Origin of the sequence: Alkalihalobacillus sp. MEB130, from assembly GCF_032335535.1 — a bacterium.
Taxonomy (GTDB): Bacteria; Bacillota; Bacilli; order Bacillales; family Bacillaceae_D; genus Halalkalibacter.
The window spans coordinates 1-22,037 of sequence record NZ_JAOANA010000036.1 but is presented as its reverse complement, the minus strand read 5'-3'; the positions used below and the strand labels follow the sequence as shown (position 1 = coordinate 22,037).

Here is a 22,037-nt window from a genome sequence, read left to right as displayed (position 1 = left end):
CCATTTACCGGTGAGAAAAATAAGAAGAAATAAAGAAATTCTTTAGAATTAGTGAGTGAATGTGGTGCAGGCGGGAAACCCCTTCAGTGGGCCTTTTAGGCCAAGGCCGGTAAGAGAGGCTTTCAGCTGCAGAGCAAACCACCAGTTCACACTGGTGGTTTTGATTTTGCCTGCATATGAATTGTTCTAAATCTCGCAAACGGAAACGTTAATTCACCTGTCAGTAATGATAGTATTTTTACCTCAGAAGATTTTTGTATGTGAAAAGTTGGAAAAGTCGTGAGTTAAGTGACATTTTGCCCACTTAATACCGACTTTTTTCGCTTGTGTTAATAATAATTTAAGTTACGTTTTACATACTGTCCAATGAACTGACTTGAGGTCTGATGTATCTTTAGGTTAGTTGATATTTAAAATACGTCCCAAAAATCCAGTGGGTAAAAAATGAAGAGGTGAAAGACATGATTTTACAAAAAGCAGATATTGAATCCGTGTTAGTGAGCAATAGTACGACCCAGCAAATGTATATAAACGGGGAGTGGGTGTTTAGTGAATCCGGCCAAACGAGAGAGATTAGTAACCCCGCAAATGGTCAAATTATAGGAGTTGTAACTGAAGGAACAGTAGAAGATGCGAAAAAAGCAGTGAAGGCAGCGAAACAGGCGTTTTATGTGGATGGGTGGATGAACAGCAGAGCGCGGGATCGCTCAGAACTTCTTCTAAAAGTTGCGACTAAACTCGAAGATAGAAAAGAAGAATTTGCTTATTTGGATACATTGAATAACGGAAAAACGTTAAGAGAATCCGTGGCTGATGTAGAAGATGCAGTGAATCAATTACGATATTATGCCGGGCTAGCAACAAAGCCGCACGGCCAAACGTATGATGTGCCGGATGATATTCAAGCAATGGTCGTGAGAGAAGCGATCGGTGTGGTCGGCATCATTGTTCCTTGGAATTACCCGTTAGTTATGGCTAATCAAAAAATTGCTGCTGCACTAGCTGCTGGATGTTCTGTAATCGTAAAACCTGCTCAACAAACACCGCTATCTGTTATTCGTTTATTTGAAATCATTGATGAAGTAGGGTTTCCACCTGGTGTCGTGAATTTAGTGCTTGGATCAGGGAGCAAAGTAGGAGCAGAATTAGTAGCCAATCCTGATGTTGATAAGGTTTCTTTTACTGGTGGAACGGATACAGGAATTAAACTAATGAAATCCGCAGCTGATACGGTGAAAAAGATTAGCTTGGAGTTAGGCGGAAAATCTCCGAATATCGTTTTTGCGGATGCGGATTTTGATTCTGCCGTTGACTACGCTTTGTTTGCGATCTTTGCCAATCAAGGTCAAGTTTGTTCAGCGGGCTCTCGCCTTGTACTAGAAGAAAGTTTGTATGATACGTTTGTTCCTGAATTAGTGAAGCGAGCGAAGCAGATCAAGATAGGACCAGGTTGGCAAGAAGGCATTGAAATGGGGCCACTCGTTTCAGAAGATCATATGAACACGGTGCTAGATTATATTGAAATTGGAAAAAGCGAAGGAGCTACGTTGCTTTGCGGTGGAAACCGGATCGTTGAGGGTGACTTGAAAAACGGCTATTTTGTAGAGCCGACGATCTTTGGAGATACGACACCAAATATGAGAATTGTTCAGGAAGAGATTTTTGGTCCAGTATTGGTTATTCAAACGTTCAAAACAGAAGAAGAAGCTCTTGAGCTAGCCAATGGTACAGTATTTGGGTTGGCTGGTGCTGTCTTTACAAATGACGGAGCGAAAGCACATCGAGTCATTCGCCAATTGCGTGCTGGAATTACATGGATCAATACGTATCACCCGACGTTTAATGAAGCGCCTTGGGGTGGGTACAAACAAAGCGGAATTGGAAGAGACCTTGGTACGTACGGGTTTGAAGAATATTTAGAAGTGAAACAAATTAACGTGAACCTTAAAGTAGAGCCATCTGGATTTTTTGAAGGGAACTAACGAATATGAGAAGTTTTGATGTTATTGTCATTGGAGCTGGTGTAATTGGATCAAGTGTTGCCTACCATTTGGCAAAGAAAGGGCTTGAGGTTGCACTTATTGAAAAAGGCGGTGTTGCATCAGGTACTTCGAGCAGGTGTGATGCCGTAGCGTTAATTTGTGATAAAAAACCGGGGATTGATACAGAAATCGGATTCGCGAGCATTCAACTATTTAAACAATTAGCGAAAGAATTTTCAGTTGATTTTGAATTTGCTTCTCGAGGAAGTCTATATGTCTGTGAAACCGACAAAGAATTAGACATTGCTAGAGGGTATGTTACTCAACAGGCTAATGACGGCTATGATATGCGGATGGTTGACAAACATGAACTGCAGCAAATCGAACCCTATTTAGCCGATGATCTAGTTGGTGGAATCTGGACAGAAGTAGACTCTTCGATGAATCCTTATAAATTGTGTTATGCGTTTGTGGAAGAAGGGAAAAAGCTCGGCTTGAAAGTGTACGATTATCATTCTGTACAAAACATTACCCTTGATCATCAGGGGCGAGTCGAGAGTGTGGTAACCGACCAAGGTGTCTTTCAGACGAAGAGGGTCGTAAATTGTGCCGGCGTTTGGTCTCCTAAGCTAGCAGAAATGGTTGGAGTTCATATTCCGATCAAACCTAGAAAAGGCATGGTTTTAATTTCAGAAAGAACGCCTTTAAAGGTGGCAAGTCAAAAAGTTCATGAATTTGGTTACATGTTATCCAAATTTGAAGATATACGTTTTAAAAGAGATGTAAGCGAATTAGTAGAAAAGCACAATGTTGCTTTCACGATAGAACCGACCGATGCTAGTAATTTTTTAGTCGGAGGACATAGGGAATTTAGAGGATACGATATTCGTTCAGAAGTGGAAGTTATGCGGGCGATAGCAGAAAGAGCGATTCGCTTCCTACCAGTGTTAAAAGAGCTGAATTGTATTCGAGCATATGCGGGAGTGCGACCATGGGTGGAAGATCACCTCCCAATTGTGTCAGAAGTAGAAGAAGTACCTGGGTTTTATATCGCAAGTGGTCACGAAGGAGACGGAATTAGCATGTCTCCTATTACAGGAAGAATGGTTGCTCAGCTTATTACCGGAGAGCCAACAGACTTTAACATTGATAAATTGAATTTTTCGAGATACAAGAAAAACGAAGCGGCCATTAGTTAAAAAAGAAAAAAATAGTTACTAATAGGAGGAATTCAAATGATCACAGCACCAAAAGGACTTGTTGTCCCATTAATCACACCATTCCATGAGGATGAAAGTATTGATTTCCAGGCTTATAAGTACGTCATTGATTTTCAAGTCGAAAGTGGAATTCATGGTCTTTTAGTTGGAGGAACAACAGGAGAGTACCATGTGATGTCCGTAGAAGAGCGTAAAGCGTTAATCAAAGCAGGGTGTGAATATGCAGCAGGAAGAGTGCCTGTTATGGCAGGTGTTGGCTGCTCAACAGCTAAGGAAACAATCGAACTTGCCAACTATGCAGCAGATTGCGGAGCTACATGGGGATTAGTTTTGCCTCCTTTTTATCATAAGACAAGTGAAGAAGGAATTCGTGAATTTTACAAGGAAATAGCGGCAAAATCCAATGTTGGCATTGTCATTTACAATTATCCAGGAGCAACAAATGTTAGCATTTCTCCTGAGATGATTTATGAATTAAGTCAGGAAGAAAACATTGTCAGCGTGAAAGAATCGGCTGATTTTGGTCACTTATGTGAGGTGGTCGCTTTGACGAAGGATGTGGAAAACTTCACTGTCTTTACAGGTGAGGAACACTTCATTCTTCCTACTTTCACCGTTGGAGGCCAGGGTGCTTTTGGAATCCTGATCAATTTAATTCCTAAAGAAATGGTAAAACTTTACGAACTAGTAGCAGAGAAGAAGGACTTGCAAGCAGCTCGTGAGTTGAATCATAAACTATCAGGCATTTACGGCTTAATGGAGGCAGAAGGCAATCCTTACCCAGGACCAGTAAAAGCCGGGATGGACATGATCGGAATCAAAGGTGGAAAAGTGAGAAAGCCTTTAACACAACCTACTACTGAGTTAAAAGCAAAGATCAAAGAGCAATTAATTCAGTTAGGGTATGAAGTGGAATCAGCAGAGAAAATCTCTCAGTAAAACGAAAACGAATAGGCCGTTTCAGAGAATACAGCTGTATTCTCTGAAACGATAAGGAGGACGAACAATGAGCTCGGAAGTATTGACCAATGATAGGGAATACGGCTATTTAGGAAATGAACATAAAAGCAATATCATTACAATGAAAAAAGGTCAGTATGTAGCGGGATATTCCGTTGGGATCCTCTATTTAGATGAATGCTGGTACCCTGTATTACCAGGAAATGTCGCCAATTTGAGCACGTATGATTTTCCTGTTAGGTTAAAGGTCGTGCCAAATTGCAACCAAGAAAGAATTCATGTCGGTGATCCAACGTTACTAGATGATATTATCAAAGCTGCAAAAGAATTCGAAGCAGAAGGTGCACGTGCGATCTGCGCGGCTTGTGGATTTTTCGGGAATTTTCAAGATAAGGTAGCGGCAGCTGTTGATATTCCAGTCTATCTTTCAAGTGTTGTTCAAGTTCCTTGGATTAAAACAGGGTTAAAGCCTCATCAAAAAATTGGGATGTTAACGGCAGATGCTCATGGGATTACTCCTGATTTATTTAAAAGCTGTGGAATCGAGGATCCCAGTAGTTGTGTTGTACGAGATTTAGGGAGGTTACCTGAATTTTCGGCGATCATCGAAAGCAGAGGTTCGTTTGATAATGAAAAAGTGAGAAGAGAAGTAGTAGAAGCAGCAGTTACGATGGTGAATGAGAATCCGGACATTGGAGCGATTTTATTAGAATGCAGTGATTTACCTCCATATGCAGCTGATATTCAAAGAGCGGTAAAACTTCCGGTTTTCGATTTTATTACGATGATTCGATGGGCTCATTTTGCGACTAGCCAAAGACCTTATCATGGCTTTATCTAAAAGGTTGTTTCGTACAGATTGTAATAGGTTCATTCTCATAGTGAAATGGAAAGCAATGAACGAACACGCTACTTTTACTCACAAAGGATGCCAAAAAAGTCATCTAACAATAGGAAGGTAACATGTAGTCTGAAATTGGAAAAACATCGTCATCGGATTCTCTGATGTGCTACTCTACGCTGAGACATTACCGTTCTCATCTGCGTAAAAATAGTTGGTTGCACATCTATTTTACGCAGATGTGAATGTGGTGTCTTTTTTACTTGGAAACATCTTACTTATGACTACAATCGAGCTAATTTTAATAGCACTGGAGGAGGAAGTCCATGTCTTGTGATCAAACCGTAATATGTAGGTGTGAAGAAGTCACGATGAGTGAAATTCAAGAAACTGCTAATCGCTATAAATGTTCGTCTCGTGAAGTGAAACTTAGAACACGTGCGGGAATGGGACCGTGTGGAGGGCGTACTTGTCGTAGCATGATCGATCGGTTGGTTGAGCAAGTAGGTGGACCGTCAGTATCACATGAAGTGCCCCTTAGCTATCGGCCTCCTGTCCGCCCGATATCATTTGGCGTGTTAGGAGGAGAGGCAAAATGAAATCAATGAGAGTTGAACATCACCCTATTCTCGGGGATATGGAAAAACAGCAACGAGTTACCATTTATTTTGACAATCAACCATATGAGGCATACAAAGGAGATACGATTGCTTCTGCCTTACTTGCATCAGGTGTTCGGACGCTTCGAGTTCATGAAGACAAGGAGACGCCTCGTGGAATTTACTGCAATATTGGTCATTGCTTTGAATGCCGCGTAACCGTAAACGGTGTGAATACGGTTCGTGCTTGTGTCACTTCTGTAGAAGAGAATATGGTGATTGAATCAGGTAAATCATTTGCGACCTCTTCTCAAAAAGGAGGCCAGCTATGATTGATTTAGTGATTGTAGGTGCCGGACCTGCTGGCTTAGGTGCAGCGATTGCTGCTGCAGAAAATGGATTAGAAGTCGTTATTTTAGATGAATTTGTCAAGCCTGGAGGACGGTTATTAGGACAGTTGCACGAAGAGCCTGATGGTAGATGGGAAAACGGAATTGTTGAAGCGCAAAAACTGTATGACTGTGCTGCTCGACTAGGAGTAACAATTCTATGTGGTGTCTCGGTTTATGATTTGCAACAAGTAAACAATGGCTGGTGTGTGTATACGACGAAACAGCCGTTTGAGTCTAAATGTTTACTACTTGCGACAGGAGCATCAGAAACGCCTATTCCGATTCCGGGTTGGACGCTTCCGGGGGTGATGTCGATTGGTGCAGCTCAAGTGATGGGAAACGTTCATCGCGTTAAACCTGGAGAAAAAGGGATTATTATAGGCGTGAACGTCTTGAGTGTTGCGATTGCGAGGGAACTCCAATTATGTGGTGTGCATATTGAGGGAATTATGCTTCCGAAGCAAAGCCTCGTATCAGGGGATGCTTCTAAGCCTGAGGCGATGATGGAATCATTATTGCGGTTATCCCATCTAGCTCCTTCACCGTTTATTCGTTTTGGCGGAAAGTGGGTCAGTCCAAAACTTGGTACGCTATTGTATCCGAGAAATGGATTTAAGATGTGGGACATCCCGATTCAGCTAAGGAAGACAGCTCTTGAAATTGTAGGTGACAAACAAGTTGAAGGTGTACGTGTTGCAGACATTTCTGCTACTGGAGAGGTTATTCCTGGCAAAGAAAAAGTCGTATCCGCTGATTTTGTTTGTATTGCTGGGGGGCTTACACCTCTGTCTGAGCTTGCTTCTGTCGCTGGTTGCACGTTCTGCTATGTTCCGGAACTTGGTGGTCACATTCCTTTACATAATGAATACATGCAAACGAATGTAGATGGATTATATGTTGCGGGCAATATTACTGGCGTTGAAAGTGCTAAGGTGGCGAGGGCTCAAGGGACAGTGGCTGGTCTGTCTATTTCACGTGAACTACATGCCCTTCAGGACACAGCGGACGATTTCGTTCATGCAGCCGTTATGAAAGTGAAAGAAACAAGACGAAATGCACTAATTCAATTCCAACCAGGCATCGAAGAAGCGCGTAAGGCCCTCTACGAAAAGTATGAGGAACAAGCTGGAAAACCAATCTCTATATAATGGTCAAAACATTATGTATGGATCAAACTGTTTGGAGGATTTTAAAATGAAGGTATTAGTTATTGTAGCGCATCCGAATATTGAGAACTCAAGCGTCAATCAGACTTGGCTTGAAGAACTTAAAAAGAATTCAGCCATTACGGTTCATGAACTTTACAAAGAATATCCACATGAAAACATTGATGTTAAAAGAGAACAAATATTATGTGAAGAGCATGACCGGATTGTTTGGCAGTTCCCTTTTTATTGGTATAGCTGTCCTCCACTTATGAAAAAGTGGGAAGATGAAGTCTTGACGCACGGTTGGGCTTATGGGTCAGAAGGAAATAAGCTGCACAACAAAGAACTGATTTTAGCCGTATCAACGGGGAGTGCTAAAGAAAGGTACCAAGCTGGAGGGCGAAACCAATATTCAATGAGTGAACTTTTGAAGCCTTTTCAAGCTACTAGTAATTTAATAGGAACGACATTTCTACCAGCCTTTGTATTTAACGGCGCATACACGACTACTAAAGAAGAAATAAGAGAAAGTGCGAAGAGATATGTAAGGTATATTCTTTCTACACATCAGGTTACGTAAATAGGAGCAGTCGGATGTTTCCGGTATTTAAGGAACATCCGTTTTTGCGTGTATAAGTAAGGAGACGGTAATGAACCTATCATGGTGCAAGAGTGTTGCATCATTTCTCGTTCCTATTTAACAGTGTGTCTAATGAAGAAAAAGGAGTGACTGCCTATACTTAAGGTACATTACATTAGAGAGGAAGATGAACATGATTATTGGTGTACCTAGAGAAATAAAAAATAATGAAAACCGTGTAGCGCTGACGCCGGCTGGGGTATTGTCATTTGTGAATGCGGGTCATAAAGTACTAATGGAGAGGAACGCCGGGGTGGGCAGTGGTTTTACAAATGAAGATTATAGTAGTGCTGGTGCAGAGATCATGGAATATGCGAAAGATGTCTGGGCGAATGCTGAAATGATCATGAAAGTAAAAGAACCTCTTTCAAGTGAATATAGTTATTTTCGTGAAGGGTTAATCTTATTTACGTATTTACACTTAGCCGCTGAGCCAAGTTTGGCTCAAGCACTGAAGGACAGTGGAGTGATCGCTGTAGCCTATGAAACAGTCGAGGCAAACCGCACCCTTCCACTGCTTACTCCGATGAGTGAAGTCGCGGGACGAATGGCAGCTCAAATTGGCTCTCAATTTTTACAAAAATCAAACGGTGGGAAAGGAATTCTACTGGCCGGTGTACCAGGTGTTAGCCGCGGCAAAGTGACGATCATTGGAGGAGGAGTTGTCGGAACAAATGCAGCCAAGATTGCGATTGGTTTAGGAGCAGATGTTACGATTATGGATTTAAGTGCCGAGAGATTGCGTCAATTAGATGATATTTTTGGGAATCAAATTAAAACGTTAATGTCGAATCCTTTAAACATTGCCGAAGCTGTAGCTGAAGCGGATCTCTTAATTGGTGCTGTCCTCATTCCCGGTGCAAAAGCTCCAAAACTCGTAACCGAAGAAATGATCAAATCCATGAAACTAGGATCTGTCGTTGTAGATGTAGCGATTGACCAAGGTGGTATTGTCGAGACAGTTGACCGTATTACAACGCATGATAACCCAATCTATGAAAAACACGGCGTTGTCCATTACGCAGTGGCAAATATGCCAGGAGCAGTCCCAAGAACATCGACGATTGCGCTAACAAATGTGACGGTTCCGTACGCATTGCAGATTGCAAACAAAGGTGTACATCAAGCGATTTCCGATAATCATTCCTTGAAATCAGGGTTAAATGTAGCAAATGGAGAAATCACATACGAAGCTGTAGCGAGAGATCTTGGATATGATTTTGTTTCACCGGAGAAGGTTTTTGAGAAGGAACTAACCGTTTATTAGAAATGGATAGCTGAACTGCCCCCTGTCTACTTGACAGGGGGCAATTCAATTATTTCATTGTGATATGGCAGGGATAGAAAAAGGTAAATGCAACTACCTTTTCGGTCCCCCACCATTACCGCCACCATTATTTCCGCCGTTATTGTTGCCGTTTCCTCTCGGTTTTTCGGCCACTGGTTCTTCTTCAACGACAGGTTGAGGTTCCATAACCGGTTCTTCTTTTATTGGTTCCGGATCTGTTGGTGGTTCCGGTTCCGTAACGATTGGTTCTGAAACAGGTTGATTTACAGGGATGAATAAAACTTGTCCAATAAATAACGAGTCAGATGTTAAGTTGTTCGCGGACTTAATAGCGTCGACTGTTGTACCATATTGAAGAGATAGTCTCCATAACGTATCACCTGAAACTACGGTGTGATAGGACCCTTTGATTGGAGTAATCTCTTCTTTCGTACCATTTTCGATCATGTCGTGACGGTATAAATCCCATTGATCCATGAGTTTGCCGACGACATCTCGATAATAATCTCCGCCTAAGTGATTGTACCCAGCGTTCGCAATATCATAAAGATATTCCTTTGAAGCATCCTTTGCATCCCAGCCGTTTGATATTCTATTTTGATAGTTTTCGATAGCAAAACGATAGCGTTGATTGACTAATAGAGTACCAGTTAAGAATTGTACAGAATGCTCATAGGAATCGAACTTACGGTACCAATTATCTCGTCTTTGAGTTTCGTCAAATACGATCCGATCCGATCCGTAGTTTGCGATTACAGGTATTGCTCTATCAAAATCTTCATCAGGCTGCCCTTTTAACTGCCATGCATTTGGTGGATTAAATCCCCACACTTTAATACCGAAAAGGTTGTTTGCAAAGTGGGCTGTTCTAGTTGTTCCATAGCCACTTTCGATAATAGACATACCGATAATCGCACTGGCAGGCATGCCATATTGTTTTCCTGCCTGAACTCCGTACTCCGTAATTTGATTCACGAAGGCTTCTCTTTCTTGTTCCGTAGGTGCTTGAATTCTACCTAAATACGCATGAGAGTTTCTTCCTAATTCTGCATCTTCAAACGGAAGAGGACGAAACAGGCTAGAAACCTCTTTTGTTGTTTGTCCATGCACAATAAAAGAAGGCTGTAAAACTCCTAAACTAAGAAAAGCAACAATGATAACAGCAATTGTCATTCTATTAATTACCATATGAAAACCCCTTAAATAAAATAATCACGCTTAAAAGAAGCGCTAAGGCTAATTATAATTAATTAATAGATATTGCCTAGTAGCGAAAAATTGGAAGTTTCATAGCATGGTATTTTAAGATTGGAAAAATGAAGTAGAAATGCTGTCAGTAAAAACTAATCTGTAACCAAATTTATGGCAGTTCTATATAGAAGGAAACTTGGCGGAGGCCTGCGTTTTCATGATGTCGGTGAAAGACAAATGAGGGCAGGGGGGCAGGAGGAATGTCTTTCATAGAGAGGATGAAAGACAAATGAGGGCAGGGAGGCAGGGGGAATGTCTTTCATAGAGGTGATGAAAGACAAATGAGAGCAGGGAGGCAGGGGAACTGTTTTTCGTTGAGCTGATGAAAGACAAATTAGACTAGAAAATCAGAAGTTTAAAAGTGAAAGTCATTTGAAGCAATCTGCTAGAGATAAACATGTAATCAGGCTCCTTCGCAGGCTTAAGCACTAATCAGGAGCCTTTTATTTCGTTTAGCGTTTATCGGTTAATCTTCTCTTTGTATTTCTTCAATTTATACATGACTGATGGCTGACTAATGCCTAGAACCTCAGCCATTTCGTACGTTGTTTTGCATTGCGTGTAAGCTTTAGAAAGAAGGTGGATTTCCACTTCTTCCAATGCTTCTTTTAGACTTTTGCTTTCTGCATGTTCTTGTTCGTAGTGGGATGTATAATCAACAGCTTCTTTCATGTTTACTTGAAGCTCATAGGGAAGGTGCTCTGGTGCGATTATTGGATCCTCAATCGTTAAAATAAGACGTTCGAGTAAATTTTCCATTTCTCGTACATTGCCTGGCCAGTCATAATGAATCAAACTATCATAGGTTGTAGGGTGTAATTTCTTCGTGACATTGTATTTTTTATTCATTAATTTTAAATAATGCTGTAAGAGAATCATAATATCATCTTGTCTTTCTCGGAGAGACGGAATTTGTATCGGAATGACATTTAATCGATAATACAAATCGAGCCTGAATGTTCCTTCATCAACCATTTTTTTTAATTGTTGATTCGTCGCAGTTATCAATCTGAAGTTCACATGACGTTCTTCTTTTCCTCCGACCTTCGTGAGTTTCTTCTCTTGTAAGACTCTTAATAATTTCACTTGAATGGCAAGAGGTAATTCTCCGATTTCATCTAAGAAGAGGGTGCCTTGATCGGCTTGTTCAATTAAGCCTTTTTTTCCTGATTTATGTGCCCCTGTGAAAGAGCCGGGTTCGTATCCAAACATTTCAGATTCAAACAAAGTCTCTGGAATCGTACTACAGTTGACTTCAATGAAAGGTTCTTTATGACGCTCGCTTTGGTCATGTATAAAACGAGCAAGTGTGCTTTTTCCTACTCCAGATTCTCCACTAAATAAAATCGTTGCATCGGTTTGTGCGACTCGCTGAATGGTCGTAAACATATGCTGCATAATCGAGCTTCGAAATAAAATAGGATGGTGACTCGCTTCTTTTACCCGTAATTCCTCTACCTCTGTTTGAAATCCAACAATCTTAGATTGTAATTGTTCATATTGTTCTTGAAGTTTCACAATTTCTGTTTGGTCTTGACTATAACTAATCGCTCTCACTAATTGACCAGCCTGATTAAAGACGGGATAACCAGTTGACATCACGACGCGGCCTGATTTGGTATGTTGCATAATCCTTACTTCTTTTTGTTCTTTTAAAACGAGTGCATTAATGGAAGGGGAGAGGACACCATTTTTCTCCAATTCATAGACGGATTTTCCGACATACGAATCGGCCTCTATCCCATACATCTTCCAATGATCTGGGTTTGATCTGATGATAATTCCGTGTTCATCGGTAATCGTGATGTTGTTATTTGAAGTCTCAATAATTTTGTCTAGTTCTAATAATATTTCTTGCTCCAAAAAAGCCCTCCTCTAAGCATAGATCTATTTGATTTAATTTTTAATTAAATTTTCGGAAAAATCAACAATTAAATCAAATAAAGAAGTCATTTAAACAAAAATTAAATCGAATAGATTAAAAAAAGCGATAAAAGCTTCGGGGAGAAGTTGGCACATAAATTGCATTAGTTATAGTAGTTAATCCATTTAGAAAGGAGTTAGAAAAATGAGGGATCAAATTCAAGAGTTAGAAGAGTTAGATAAAAAGCACTTTCTTCATCCGAATTCAGCGATCCAACAACAGCAGCAGCAAGGCCCAGGGTTTATTTTTACAAAAGGAAAAGGTGTATTTCTAGAAGATATCAAAGGCAACTGTGTGATGGATGGAATGTCCTCTTTATGGAATGTAAACATCGGTCATGGCCGAGAAGAGATGGGTGAAGTAGCAAAAGAGCAAATGTCGAAACTGGCGTTTAGTTCGTGTTTTGCGACTTTTAGCAATGAGCCTGCCATCAAGTTGGCTGCGAAACTAGCAGAAATAGCACCGGGGCATTTAACAGCAACATTTTTTACTTCTGGAGGTTCTGAATCAAATGATACAGCTTATAAACTAGCTCGCCATTATTGGATTCTTAAAGGGCATCCACAGAAGCAAAAAATCATTACGAGATCAAAATCCTATCACGGTGTGGCCATGGGAGCAACAAGTGCAACTGGATTAAAGCCATTTCGAGATTTTACGAATTCACTAGCTCCAGATTTTCATTATGTTGATCATTTCTCTTCTTCAGCATTAAGGGATTTAATTGAGGCGGAAGGAGCCGAGACGATCGCTGCTTTTGTTGCTGAGCCTGTTCAAGGAGCTGGTGGGGTTCACATTGCACCTGCTAATTACTTCAAAGAAGTGCGAGAAATCTGTGATCAATATAACATTTTGTTCATCACAGATGAAGTGATCACTGGTTTCGGACGCACTGGAACGTATTTTGGAATTGAACATTACGGAGTTGTACCTGATATGATGTGCTTCGCAAAAGGAGTAACGAGTGGTTATGCTCAGCTTGGTGGTGTCATGATTTCACAACCAATGCATCAAGATTTCGCGGAGCTTTCAACTGGTACTCTTTTGCACGGATATACGTACAGTGGTCACGCGATGGCTTGTAGCGTTGCTCTTAAGAATATTGAGATTATCGAAAATGAGAACTTAATTGACAATGCGAAGCAAATGGGAGTGGAATTGCTTGAAGAATTTAAAAAGCTACAAAGCAAACATAAAATCATCGGAGAAGTTCGAGCTCTTGGGTTAATGGGGGCTGTTGAAATCGTTAAAGATCAGGCTAAAAATGAAAGATTTGAAACTCCTTTAGCTCCGCTTATCGTAATGGAAGCAGCAAAACGAGGATTAGTCATACGATCCGTAGTCTTTGATGGATTGGATACACTTGTTTTTGCTCCCCCATTAGTTATCACCAAAGACGAGATCAAGCAGATGATGGGCGTCCTTTCTGATACCTTGTCGGTGATAGAGAAGAAAATAGACAAAAGCTTCGTTTGAAATACATGTAGAGAAAGGAGATGATGGGATGAAGAAACATTTATTTATTAATGGTAAATGGTTAGAGGCAACACACTATACGTCGCTTTTAGCTCCATACGATCAAGAAGAAATAGCGCAAGTGGCATCTGCAAATGAGGCAGAGGTCGATCTTGCCTTAGAGGCAGCGTACAAAGCAAGAAAGGTCATGGCCAAAATGCCGAGTCACAAACGGGCTTCAATCCTAGAAAAAGTAGCATCATTACTTGATGAAAGAGCCAATGAAGCAGCAGAGCTCATTGCTATTGAAGCAGCGAAGCCAATCATGATTGCACTAGGTGAGGTTCAGCGAACGGTTCAAACGTATAAATTTGCCGCCGAAGAAGCGAAACGAATCCAGGGAGAAACGTTGCAGCTTGATGCAGCACCTGGTGGTGAGGGGAGAGTGGCTTACACCGTTCAAGAAGCAATTGGCGTGATTGGAGCCATTACTCCGTTTAATTTTCCGATGAATCTAGTTGCACACAAGGTAGGACCTGCTATTGCAGCTGGAAACACAGTCGTGTTAAAACCGGCAAACCAGACGCCATTATCTGCTTTTTTCATCGCGGAATTGTTTCATGAGGCAGGTTTACCAAGTGGAGCATTGAATGTTGTGACAGGTAGTGGGTCGCTAATTGGAGAAAAGATTGTAAAAGATGAGAGAGTGAGTAAAATTTCATTTACCGGAAGTCCTGCAGTGGGCATTGGCATTCGAAACAAAGCAGGCTTAAAGAGGGTTACGCTTGAATTAGGATCTAATGCAGCGGTCATTATTGATCGAGGTGTAGATATTGATAAAATAATCTCTAGATGTGTAACAGGTGCTTTCTCGTTTCAAGGTCAAGTTTGCATTTCCTTACAACGCATTTACGTTGTGGAAGAAATGTATCAATCGTTCGTAGAGAGATTCATAGAACAAACTAAACAGCTCAAAATTGGCAACCCATTAGAGGCAACAACAGAAATCTCGGCTCTAATTAGTCCTAAGGATGTAGACCGAACGCTGAATTGGATTAAAGAGGCGGAGTCGCATGGTGCCGAAATTGCTGCAGGGGGAACTACAATTGAAAATGTGTTACTTCCAACCATTCTTCTGAATGTCGAATCTTCGCAAAAAGTCTCCTGTCAAGAAGTATTCGCGCCAATCGTTTTAATCAACAAAGTCAAAGATGTAAATGAAGCGATCGAAGCAGTTAATGACTCGAACTATGGGTTGCAAGCAGGTATTTACACTGATAATATTCACACTGCTTTAGACGCAGCTGAGAATCTACATGTTGGTGGCGTGTTAATCAATGATATTCCAACGTTCCGTGTTGATCATATGCCTTATGGCGGGGTGAAAGAAAGCGGAGTAGGACGTGAGGGTGTGAAGTATGCAATCGAAGAAATGACAGAAAAGAAGCTAGTCATTTTTAATCGTAATTAACCCCATAAGAGAGACACTTTTTTATTTCCGAGAGATGGAGAGAACAGAAAAAGGAAAATTGAAAAGTGGAAAGGTAGTGTTTTTTTGCAAAATCAAAAACAAGAGCTTAATAGGGTGTTATCGCGTATCGATGTATTTGTTCTTTCAGTTGGTGCTATGCTTGGCTGGGGCTGGGTCGTCTTGTCTCAAAACTGGTTAACATCAGCAGGTTCGCTTGGTACGATCTTAGCTTTTATGATTGGAGGATTACTCGTAACATTTGTCGGACTTACATATGCTGAACTCGCATCAGCTATGCCGAAAGTCGGCGGAGAGCACGTCTACGTTCATCGGGCGATGGGAGATAAAGCTGCATTCCTTGCTTCTTGGGCAATTACGTTAGGCTATGTGTCGGTAGTAGCTTTTGAAGCAGTGGCATTACCTACCGTGATCGAGTATATTTTCCCTAATTACCAGGTTGGTTACATGTGGACCATTGCTGGATGGGATGTGTATGCATCATGGGTGTTAGTGGGGGTAGGAGGATCGCTTTTTGTGATGGCGATCAATTATTTCGGTTTAAAACCAGCTGCGAAAATTCAAGTCATTCTAACAGCTAGTGTCCTTTTGATTGGTTTGATGCTTGTATTCGGTTCGGCAATTGGTGGAGACGCAGCTAATTTTCAACCATTCTTTGCCAATGGTGCTACTGGAATTATGGCTGTATTAATAATGGTTCCGTTTCTCTTTATTGGCTTTGATGTTATTCCGCAAACGGCTGAAGAAGCCAATGTTCCGCCAAGAGATATCGGAAAATTATTAATCTTCTCAGTAGTGTGTGCGATCGTCTTCTACATATTAATTGCAATTGGAGTCGCTTCTGCTCTAGATGCCACTGCGCTTTCTGTCACCCAGTTAGCTACGGCAGATTCAATGACTATTCTATTTGGCTCGTCATTTTTTGGGAACTTGCTTGTCGTAGGTGGAGTAGCGGGAATCATTACGAGCTGGAATGCTTTTATCATAGGAGGAAGTCGAGTCATGTTTGCGATGGCACAATCTGGAATGCTACCAGAATGGTTTGGTCGACTTCATCCGAAATACAAAACCCCGTCTAATGCCATTCTTTTCATTGGAGCATTAGCCGTTGTGAGTCCTTTGCTTGGTCGCCCAGCACTCGTCTGGTTTGTTAATAGTGGAGGTCCAGCTATCGTGATTGCTTATTTACTAGTAGCTATTTCGTTTGTGATTCTACGAAAAAGAGAACCGAGTATGGAACGACCATATAAATCAGGAAAAACATCGCTCGTAGGCTGGGTCGCATTAGTTTTAAGCATTGGTTTCCTAATTATTTACTTACCAGGAATGCCGGCTGCGCTAGCAGGTCCTGAGTGGGTTATTTTCAGTGGTTGGTTCTTGATTGGACTTTACTTTTTTATTCAAATGTGTAAAGGAAAGTATCAGGGGAATGCGCATCAAGAGGCTGAACAGGGAAAGAAGAGGAAATCTGTATAAGAGGAATTCTATGTGTATGGAAGGTGCTTTTGCTTAGGCGAAAGCACCTTTCTTTTATGAAGAAATCTTTTTTAATAAAGTGACAAAATATACTCCGTATTTATCCGATATCATGCTTTTGCAACCTGGATTTATTAAAGAGTTCAAAGATAATTGAAAGGATATCAGCTTTAATAAGTTATAATTTTGTGTTAATATGAACGTGTTCATGAAGTAAACTTGTTCATAAAATGAGCAAGTTCAACGAGTGGTTTTAGTATGAAATAGAAATAGAAAATGAGGGAGGGTTGCACGGAAAAAGGGACTGATGGTTAATGGTGTTCCTTAAGAAAAGCTATGAAACTATTTTTAAAACTAACAGGAGGTATGTGAACAACATGAATCATTCTAGAGTGGAGAAATCAATTTTTTGGCCATCATTGCTTTTAATTGTTATGGTCACGTTATTATTAGTTATTTTTCGAGAAACGGCAGGACCAGTCGTATCGGATATGATGACTGGGATTACCTACCGATTAGATTGGGCATTTGAATTCTTAACGATTGGATTATTTATTGTTTTACTTTGGTTAATGGTGGGGAGGTACGGAAGAGTTAAGCTTGGAGATCAACACGACGTACCAGAGTTTTCTAGGTTCAGCTGGGGAGGCATGTTATTTACAGCGAGTATGGGAACAAGTATTATGTTTTGGTCAATTGTTGAACCGATTTATTATTATACTTGGCCTCCGTTTGGATTGGAAGCAGAGTCAAGTTCTGCTGCTGAATATGCTGTAAGCTATGGCTTATTTCACTGGGGCATTTCTGCATGGGCGTTATATGCATTGCCTGCTGTAGTGATGGCGTATAGTTTTTATGTTAAGAAGAACGCGTCATTAAAAATCAGTGCTGCCTGCCGAGGTGTACTTGGAAAACATGCCGATGGTTTTTTAGGAAAGACGATTGATGTGCTAGTTATATGGAGTATGATTGGTGGACTTGGCACATCACTAGGTCTTGGTGTACCAATGGTAGCTGCCGTTCTTGGAAACTTGGTTGGGGTTGAACAGTCTTTATGGTTAAATATTGTCATTATTATTATTTGGACATTTATTTTCAGCTTTAGTGCGTATTTTGGTTTGTACAAAGGAATTCGGAAGCTAAGTGATTATAACGTATATATGGCGTTAGGTCTTGCATTATTTGTTATCATCGTTGGACCTACCCTGTTTTTACTTTCTTATTTCACCAATAGTTTAGGGATTATGCTTGATAACTTCTGGATGATGAGTTTGTACACGGATCCGATTCACCAAAGTGGATTTCCACAAGCATGGACCGTGTTCTATTGGGCTTGGTTTGCAGCGACGGCGCCGTTTATTGGTATTTTCGTAGCTCGTATTTCTAAAGGAAGAAGTATTCGAGAGCTTGTGTTTAACGTGTTATTATGGGGTTCACTTGGAAGTTGGTTATATTTTGGTGTCTTCGGTGGGTATGCGATGGATTTACAGTTAACTGGAAAGCTGAATCTAGCGCAAATTCAAGCAGAACAAGGGGATACATCTGTCATTGTTGCTGTTCTGAATTCATTGCCTATGCCTGTTCTTGTTTCCGTGTTCTTTCTTATTTTAGGATTTGTTTTCTTAGCGACTTCTTTGGACTCAGCAAGTTATGTGATCGCAAGTGTAGCTACGAAAAATTTATCGGAAAATGGAGAGCCTGCTCGTTGGCACCGCCTTATGTGGGGGATTTTGCTTTCGACATTAGCAATTAGTCTTACCATTGCAGGAGGATTAAGTGTTGTACAAACCTCATCTGTATTAGTTGCAGTTCCAGTATTGATCATGTATGTTCTTATGACAATCTCTTTACTGAAATGGCTAAAGCAAGATGAATCGATCCATGTTTATGTGAAAAACGAGACAGAAGGGAAGTAAGTAATGAGTGCAGGACGCAAAGATATTCAGCGTGCGAGAATGTGGCGATATTTTTTAGATGCTGCAACGGAGGTAATTGAAGAAGAAGGAACTAAAAATGTAACGATTCGTAAAATTGCTGAGCGAGCAGGGTTCACCAGCTCAACAGCGTACAATTATTTCAAAGATTTATCGCATTTGAAGTTTTTTGCTGCGATGCGATTTACGACCGATTATTTAAACGAGCTACCTTCCTTTATGGATAAAGGGACAAACCAAATAGAAAAATGGTTATATTCGTGGGAGTGCTTTTGTAAGCATTCCTTCGAGCAACCAGAAATCTATTCGCTTATTTTTATGGATAATTTAGGGACGCAGCCTCAAACCCTTTTAGATGATTATTACAAGATATTTAAAGAAGAATTAATCGGTTTACCGGAACAAATTAAACCGATTATTATGGAGCACAGTTTTGCGAAGCGAAGTGCATTATATATCCAAAGTGCCGTGAGCGAAGGGTTTATTAAAGAAGAAAATATTGATCTTATTGCGGAAATGACACTGATGATTTGGAAAGGAATGATGAATACTTTTATGAATCAACGACGTGAATACACAAAAGAAGAAGCGATACGTCGTACACTGTATTTCATTGAAGAATGTGTCATGAATGTAATTGAACAGGATAAACGGGGAGAGATTACGTTTTCTCCTCAAATATAATTGAATTTTTTATAGAGAGGATGACCATCATTGGTTTTTAACATCAAAGATTCAAAAGAACGGAAAATAATAAGGGACTTCCCAAATAAGGTCCAAAAGATAGACCATGTATGGATCCCAATGTCAGACGGAAAGAAGCTGGCAGCAACGATCTGGCTTCCGGAAGATGCTGAAGAACACCCCGTTCCAGCGATTTTAGAGTATATTCCTTATCGAAAGAATGATTTTACAGCCATTCGAGATTCGGTCAGGCATCCATATTTTGCGGGGCACGGCTATGCTAGTATTCGTGTAGACATAAGAGGTTCTGGTGATTCAGATGGTATTTTACAAGATGAATATTTAAAACAAGAGCAGGACGATGCCCTTGAAGTGTTAGATTGGATTGTTGCGCAGTCATGGAGTACGGGTTCAATTGGAATGATCGGGAAATCGTGGGGTGGATTTAATAGTTTACAAGTCGCTGCCAGGCAGCACCCTGCATTGAAGTCAATTATTACATTATGTTCCACAGATGATCGCTATGCAGACGATGTCCATTACCGTGGAGGAAATGTCCTTGCATCGGACATGCTTTGGTGGGCTTCGACGATGTTTGCTTATAATGCCCGTCCGCAAGATCCGAATGTTGTAGGAGAAGGCTGGCGCAAGAATTGGCTTGAGAGACTAGAACATACTCCTCCTTTTGTTGAAGAGTGGATGCGTCATCAGCGTAGAGACGGTTATTGGAAGCATGGCTCTGTCTGTGAAGACTTTTCTGCGATCGACATTCCTGTTTTTGCAGTGAGTGGTTGGCAAGATGGATATACGGATGCAGTCTTCCGTATTCTCCAGAATTTGCCCGGCCAAAGCAAAGGCCTTATCGGGCCTTGGGCACATGAATATCCGGAAGTAGCAACGCCAGAACCAGCCATTGGATTTCTACAAGAATGCTTACGCTGGTGGGATCATTGGTTAAAAGGCAAAAATACCGGCATTATGGAGGAGCCTAAGCTTATTACATGGATTCAGGATAGTGAGCTTCCACAAGTGACGTATGACGAGCGTCCGGGAAAATGGGTTGCTGATAATTGTTGGCCAGCGAAATCGGTCGAGGACACGTCTTTTTGGTTAACAGAAGGAAGATTAACAAAGGACTCTACTGCTAGTCAAAAACTAGTCGTTTCGAGTGTGCAACAGCATGGCTTATATGCAGGAGTATTCTGTCCCTTTGGGCAACCAGGAGATCTCCCTGGGGATCAGCGCCTTGAAAACAGTAAGTCTGTTTTATTTACTTCTGATCCAATAGAGGAGACAATTGAGTTATTAGGACACCCTATATTTCATGCAGAGCTCTCTTCCGATCAAGAGGATGCCTTACTAGCTGTGAGATTAAGTGTAAAAGCACCAACAGGCGAATCTACACTCATAAGCTGGGGAATGTTAAATCTCACTCATAGAGATTCACATGAACATCCAGAAAAATTAGTACCGGAGAAAACATACAAAATTGAAGTTCAATTAGATTCATTAGGTCAGCAAATTCCGAAAGGGCACCGTTTGGAAGTGGCTGTATCACCAACGTATTGGCCTCAAGCATGGCCATCACCAAAACCGGTCACGCTGACACTGCACACAGGAGAAGAGACGCGTTTGACCTTGCCGGTTCGTACACCGCAAGCGGAAGATGAAGATTGCGGTCATTTCGGACCTCCGGAAACAGCTGAAGTAATGGAACGGGACATTATTCGGAAGGAAGAAAGAACTCGCAACGTCAGTCATGATTTAATCAGTGGAGTTTGGACGTTAGAGGATTACTCTGACGAAGGAGAGCGCCGTCTGCCAGAAAACGGGATGCAGTATGGAAGTATTAATAAAAACACGTACACAATTAAAGAAGATGACCCGCTCTCAGCGAAGGTTCAGTGTGAATGGGAACTAAAGGTAGGTCGAGGTGAGTGGCAAACCAAATTAGTCACTTATAGTGAAATGACAAGTGATGCAACGAACTTTTATCTCATTAATACAATGACAGCCTATGAAAATGAGGAAAAAGTCTTTCATAAAAAATGGGAAACGAAAATACGAAGAGACCATGTATAAAGAAGTAACTAGTGAAAGAAGCAAGAAATCTCTTGCTTCTTTTCGTTTTGCTATAGAAAGGAAGTATATGGACTGTCGAGTAGTTATTGCTTCCTGCGGTGTGGGAGGAGCTTACTTATGTAAAAGAGTTCTGTAGGATAAGTTTAAATATAGAAAAACTGTGGTAAAAAAATAGTAGCGAAACTAATTGTTGCTATTGGTGTTGAATTATGATAAATTATTAAATCTAGCCGCAAAAATGATTTTTAAATTAGTTATTGCGTAGAATTTTATGTTGTGATAAATTATTACTTGTCGATGCGAATGACAGATTGATTCGTTGGTGATTGCGAAAAAACTTCCGAAAAAAGCATTGCGCAGAATAAAATATTATGTTATGATAATAAATGTCGCTGGACAACAGCGGTGAACGAGTTCTTTGAAAACTGAACAAAAGCCAAGCGAATTAAAAGAGATAATATATCTCGTCAAAGAAATTTACCCGAATAGGGCAAATTTCATCCTTGATTATTGCATTGCTAGCGTAATGCAAATGAGCTAATCAACTTACCATTTTTATGGAGAGTTTGATCCTGGCTCAGGACGAACGCTGGCGGCGTGCCTAATACATGCAAGTCGAGCGGACTGATTAAGAGCTTGCTCTTATGACGTTAGCGGCGGACGGGTGAGTAA

General features: G+C 40.9%; 17 protein-coding genes and 1 rRNA gene. 16 read left to right on the top strand and 2 right to left on the bottom strand.

The window, feature by feature from the left end; translation table 11 throughout:
• Positions 1-461: 461 nt before the first annotated feature.
• From N0O92_RS22405 to ald, 9 genes are all read left to right on the top strand, one after another.
• Positions 462-1,982 carry an aldehyde dehydrogenase family protein gene (locus N0O92_RS22405; RefSeq protein ID WP_315617156.1) on the top strand — a complete coding sequence of 507 codons (1,521 nt, stop codon included), beginning with the start codon at positions 462-464 and terminating at the stop codon, positions 1,980-1,982.
• A gap of 5 nt (positions 1,983-1,987) precedes the next feature.
• Positions 1,988-3,181, top strand: coding sequence for an NAD(P)/FAD-dependent oxidoreductase (locus tag N0O92_RS22400; protein ID WP_315617154.1), 1,194 nt, complete (start codon positions 1,988-1,990; stop codon positions 3,179-3,181).
• Between the two features lie 36 nt (positions 3,182-3,217).
• The gene (gene dapA / locus N0O92_RS22395; RefSeq protein ID WP_315617152.1) at positions 3,218-4,141 is read left to right on the top strand and encodes a 4-hydroxy-tetrahydrodipicolinate synthase; all 924 of its coding nucleotides are present in this window, start codon (positions 3,218-3,220) and stop codon (positions 4,139-4,141) included.
• 67 nt (positions 4,142-4,208) lie between these two features.
• Positions 4,209-5,003, top strand: a complete 795-nt coding sequence (locus N0O92_RS22390) for an aspartate/glutamate racemase family protein (RefSeq protein WP_315617150.1) — start codon at positions 4,209-4,211, stop codon at positions 5,001-5,003.
• Between the two features lie 326 nt (positions 5,004-5,329).
• Positions 5,330-5,602: a (2Fe-2S)-binding protein gene (locus tag N0O92_RS22385; protein ID WP_315617148.1), complete on the top strand. Its 273-nt coding sequence runs from the start codon at positions 5,330-5,332 to the stop codon at positions 5,600-5,602.
• On the top strand, positions 5,599-5,934 hold the full coding sequence (locus tag N0O92_RS22380) for a (2Fe-2S)-binding protein (protein ID WP_315617146.1): 336 nt from the start codon (positions 5,599-5,601) through the stop codon (positions 5,932-5,934). Before N0O92_RS22385 ends, N0O92_RS22380 begins: the two co-directional genes overlap by 4 nt.
• On the top strand, positions 5,931-7,142 hold the full coding sequence (locus N0O92_RS22375; protein WP_315617144.1) for an NAD(P)/FAD-dependent oxidoreductase: 1,212 nt from the start codon (positions 5,931-5,933) through the stop codon (positions 7,140-7,142). Before N0O92_RS22380 ends, N0O92_RS22375 begins: the two co-directional genes overlap by 4 nt.
• A gap of 46 nt (positions 7,143-7,188) precedes the next feature.
• Positions 7,189-7,722, top strand: a complete 534-nt coding sequence (locus N0O92_RS22370) for an NAD(P)H-dependent oxidoreductase (RefSeq protein WP_315617142.1) — start codon at positions 7,189-7,191, stop codon at positions 7,720-7,722.
• Between the two features lie 193 nt (positions 7,723-7,915).
• On the top strand, positions 7,916-9,049 hold the full coding sequence (ald, locus tag N0O92_RS22365) for an alanine dehydrogenase (RefSeq protein ID WP_315617140.1): 1,134 nt from the start codon (positions 7,916-7,918) through the stop codon (positions 9,047-9,049).
• Positions 9,050-9,142: 93 nt separating this feature from the next.
• On the opposite strand, the gene N0O92_RS22360 is transcribed toward ald, so the two are convergent.
• Both N0O92_RS22360 and N0O92_RS22355 read right to left on the bottom strand, forming a co-directional pair.
• The gene (locus tag N0O92_RS22360) at positions 9,143-10,258 is read right to left on the bottom strand and encodes a glucosaminidase domain and LysM peptidoglycan-binding domain-containing protein (RefSeq protein WP_315617138.1); all 1,116 of its coding nucleotides are present in this window, start codon (positions 10,256-10,258) and stop codon (positions 9,143-9,145) included.
• 522 nt (positions 10,259-10,780) lie between these two features.
• The gene (locus tag N0O92_RS22355) at positions 10,781-12,184 is read right to left on the bottom strand and encodes a sigma-54 interaction domain-containing protein (protein WP_315617136.1); all 1,404 of its coding nucleotides are present in this window, start codon (positions 12,182-12,184) and stop codon (positions 10,781-10,783) included.
• A 205-nt stretch (positions 12,185-12,389) separates the two neighbouring features.
• Here N0O92_RS22355 and N0O92_RS22350 point away from each other — a divergent pair, with 205 nt between their 5' ends.
• From N0O92_RS22350 to N0O92_RS22320, 7 genes are all read left to right on the top strand, one after another.
• A complete protein-coding gene (locus tag N0O92_RS22350) occupies positions 12,390-13,721 on the top strand; it encodes an aminotransferase family protein (protein ID WP_315617134.1) in 1,332 nt (443 codons plus the stop codon).
• A gap of 28 nt (positions 13,722-13,749) precedes the next feature.
• Positions 13,750-15,171 carry an aldehyde dehydrogenase family protein gene (locus N0O92_RS22345; RefSeq protein WP_315617132.1) on the top strand — a complete coding sequence of 474 codons (1,422 nt, stop codon included), beginning with the start codon at positions 13,750-13,752 and terminating at the stop codon, positions 15,169-15,171.
• 84 nt (positions 15,172-15,255) lie between these two features.
• Positions 15,256-16,665, top strand: a complete 1,410-nt coding sequence (locus N0O92_RS22340; RefSeq protein ID WP_315617130.1) for an APC family permease — start codon at positions 15,256-15,258, stop codon at positions 16,663-16,665.
• Positions 16,666-17,042: 377 nt separating this feature from the next.
• Positions 17,043-18,581 carry a BCCT family transporter gene (locus N0O92_RS22335; protein ID WP_315617128.1) on the top strand — a complete coding sequence of 513 codons (1,539 nt, stop codon included), beginning with the start codon at positions 17,043-17,045 and terminating at the stop codon, positions 18,579-18,581.
• A 3-nt stretch (positions 18,582-18,584) separates the two neighbouring features.
• A complete protein-coding gene (locus tag N0O92_RS22330) occupies positions 18,585-19,283 on the top strand; it encodes a TetR/AcrR family transcriptional regulator (RefSeq protein ID WP_315617126.1) in 699 nt (232 codons plus the stop codon).
• Between the two features lie 30 nt (positions 19,284-19,313).
• Entirely contained in the window at positions 19,314-21,365 is a 2,052-nt protein-coding gene (locus N0O92_RS22325; RefSeq protein ID WP_315617124.1) for a CocE/NonD family hydrolase, read from the top strand.
• 554 nt (positions 21,366-21,919) lie between these two features.
• Positions 21,920-22,037, top strand: a 16S ribosomal RNA gene (locus N0O92_RS22320); the annotation flags it as partial.

What these genes read in the sequence shown, in the direction of transcription:
- N0O92_RS22405 (WP_315617156.1), top strand. Translation starts at nt 462, where the DNA reads ATGATTTTACAAAAAGCAGATATTGAATCCGTGTTAGTGAGCAATAGT.
- N0O92_RS22400 (WP_315617154.1), top strand. Translation starts at nt 1,988, where the DNA reads ATGAGAAGTTTTGATGTTATTGTCATTGGAGCTGGTGTAATTGGATCA.
- dapA (WP_315617152.1), top strand. Translation starts at nt 3,218, where the DNA reads ATGATCACAGCACCAAAAGGACTTGTTGTCCCATTAATCACACCATTC.
- N0O92_RS22390 (WP_315617150.1), top strand. Translation starts at nt 4,209, where the DNA reads ATGAGCTCGGAAGTATTGACCAATGATAGGGAATACGGCTATTTAGGA.
- N0O92_RS22385 (WP_315617148.1), top strand. Translation starts at nt 5,330, where the DNA reads ATGTCTTGTGATCAAACCGTAATATGTAGGTGTGAAGAAGTCACGATG.
- N0O92_RS22380 (WP_315617146.1), top strand. Translation starts at nt 5,599, where the DNA reads ATGAAATCAATGAGAGTTGAACATCACCCTATTCTCGGGGATATGGAA.
- N0O92_RS22375 (WP_315617144.1), top strand. Translation starts at nt 5,931, where the DNA reads ATGATTGATTTAGTGATTGTAGGTGCCGGACCTGCTGGCTTAGGTGCA.
- N0O92_RS22370 (WP_315617142.1), top strand. Translation starts at nt 7,189, where the DNA reads ATGAAGGTATTAGTTATTGTAGCGCATCCGAATATTGAGAACTCAAGC.
- ald (WP_315617140.1), top strand. Translation starts at nt 7,916, where the DNA reads ATGATTATTGGTGTACCTAGAGAAATAAAAAATAATGAAAACCGTGTA.
- N0O92_RS22360 (WP_315617138.1), bottom strand. Translation starts at nt 10,258, where the DNA reads ATGGTAATTAATAGAATGACAATTGCTGTTATCATTGTTGCTTTTCTT.
- N0O92_RS22350 (WP_315617134.1), top strand. Translation starts at nt 12,390, where the DNA reads ATGAGGGATCAAATTCAAGAGTTAGAAGAGTTAGATAAAAAGCACTTT.
- N0O92_RS22345 (WP_315617132.1), top strand. Translation starts at nt 13,750, where the DNA reads ATGAAGAAACATTTATTTATTAATGGTAAATGGTTAGAGGCAACACAC.
- N0O92_RS22335 (WP_315617128.1), top strand. Translation starts at nt 17,043, where the DNA reads ATGAATCATTCTAGAGTGGAGAAATCAATTTTTTGGCCATCATTGCTT.
- N0O92_RS22330 (WP_315617126.1), top strand. Translation starts at nt 18,585, where the DNA reads ATGAGTGCAGGACGCAAAGATATTCAGCGTGCGAGAATGTGGCGATAT.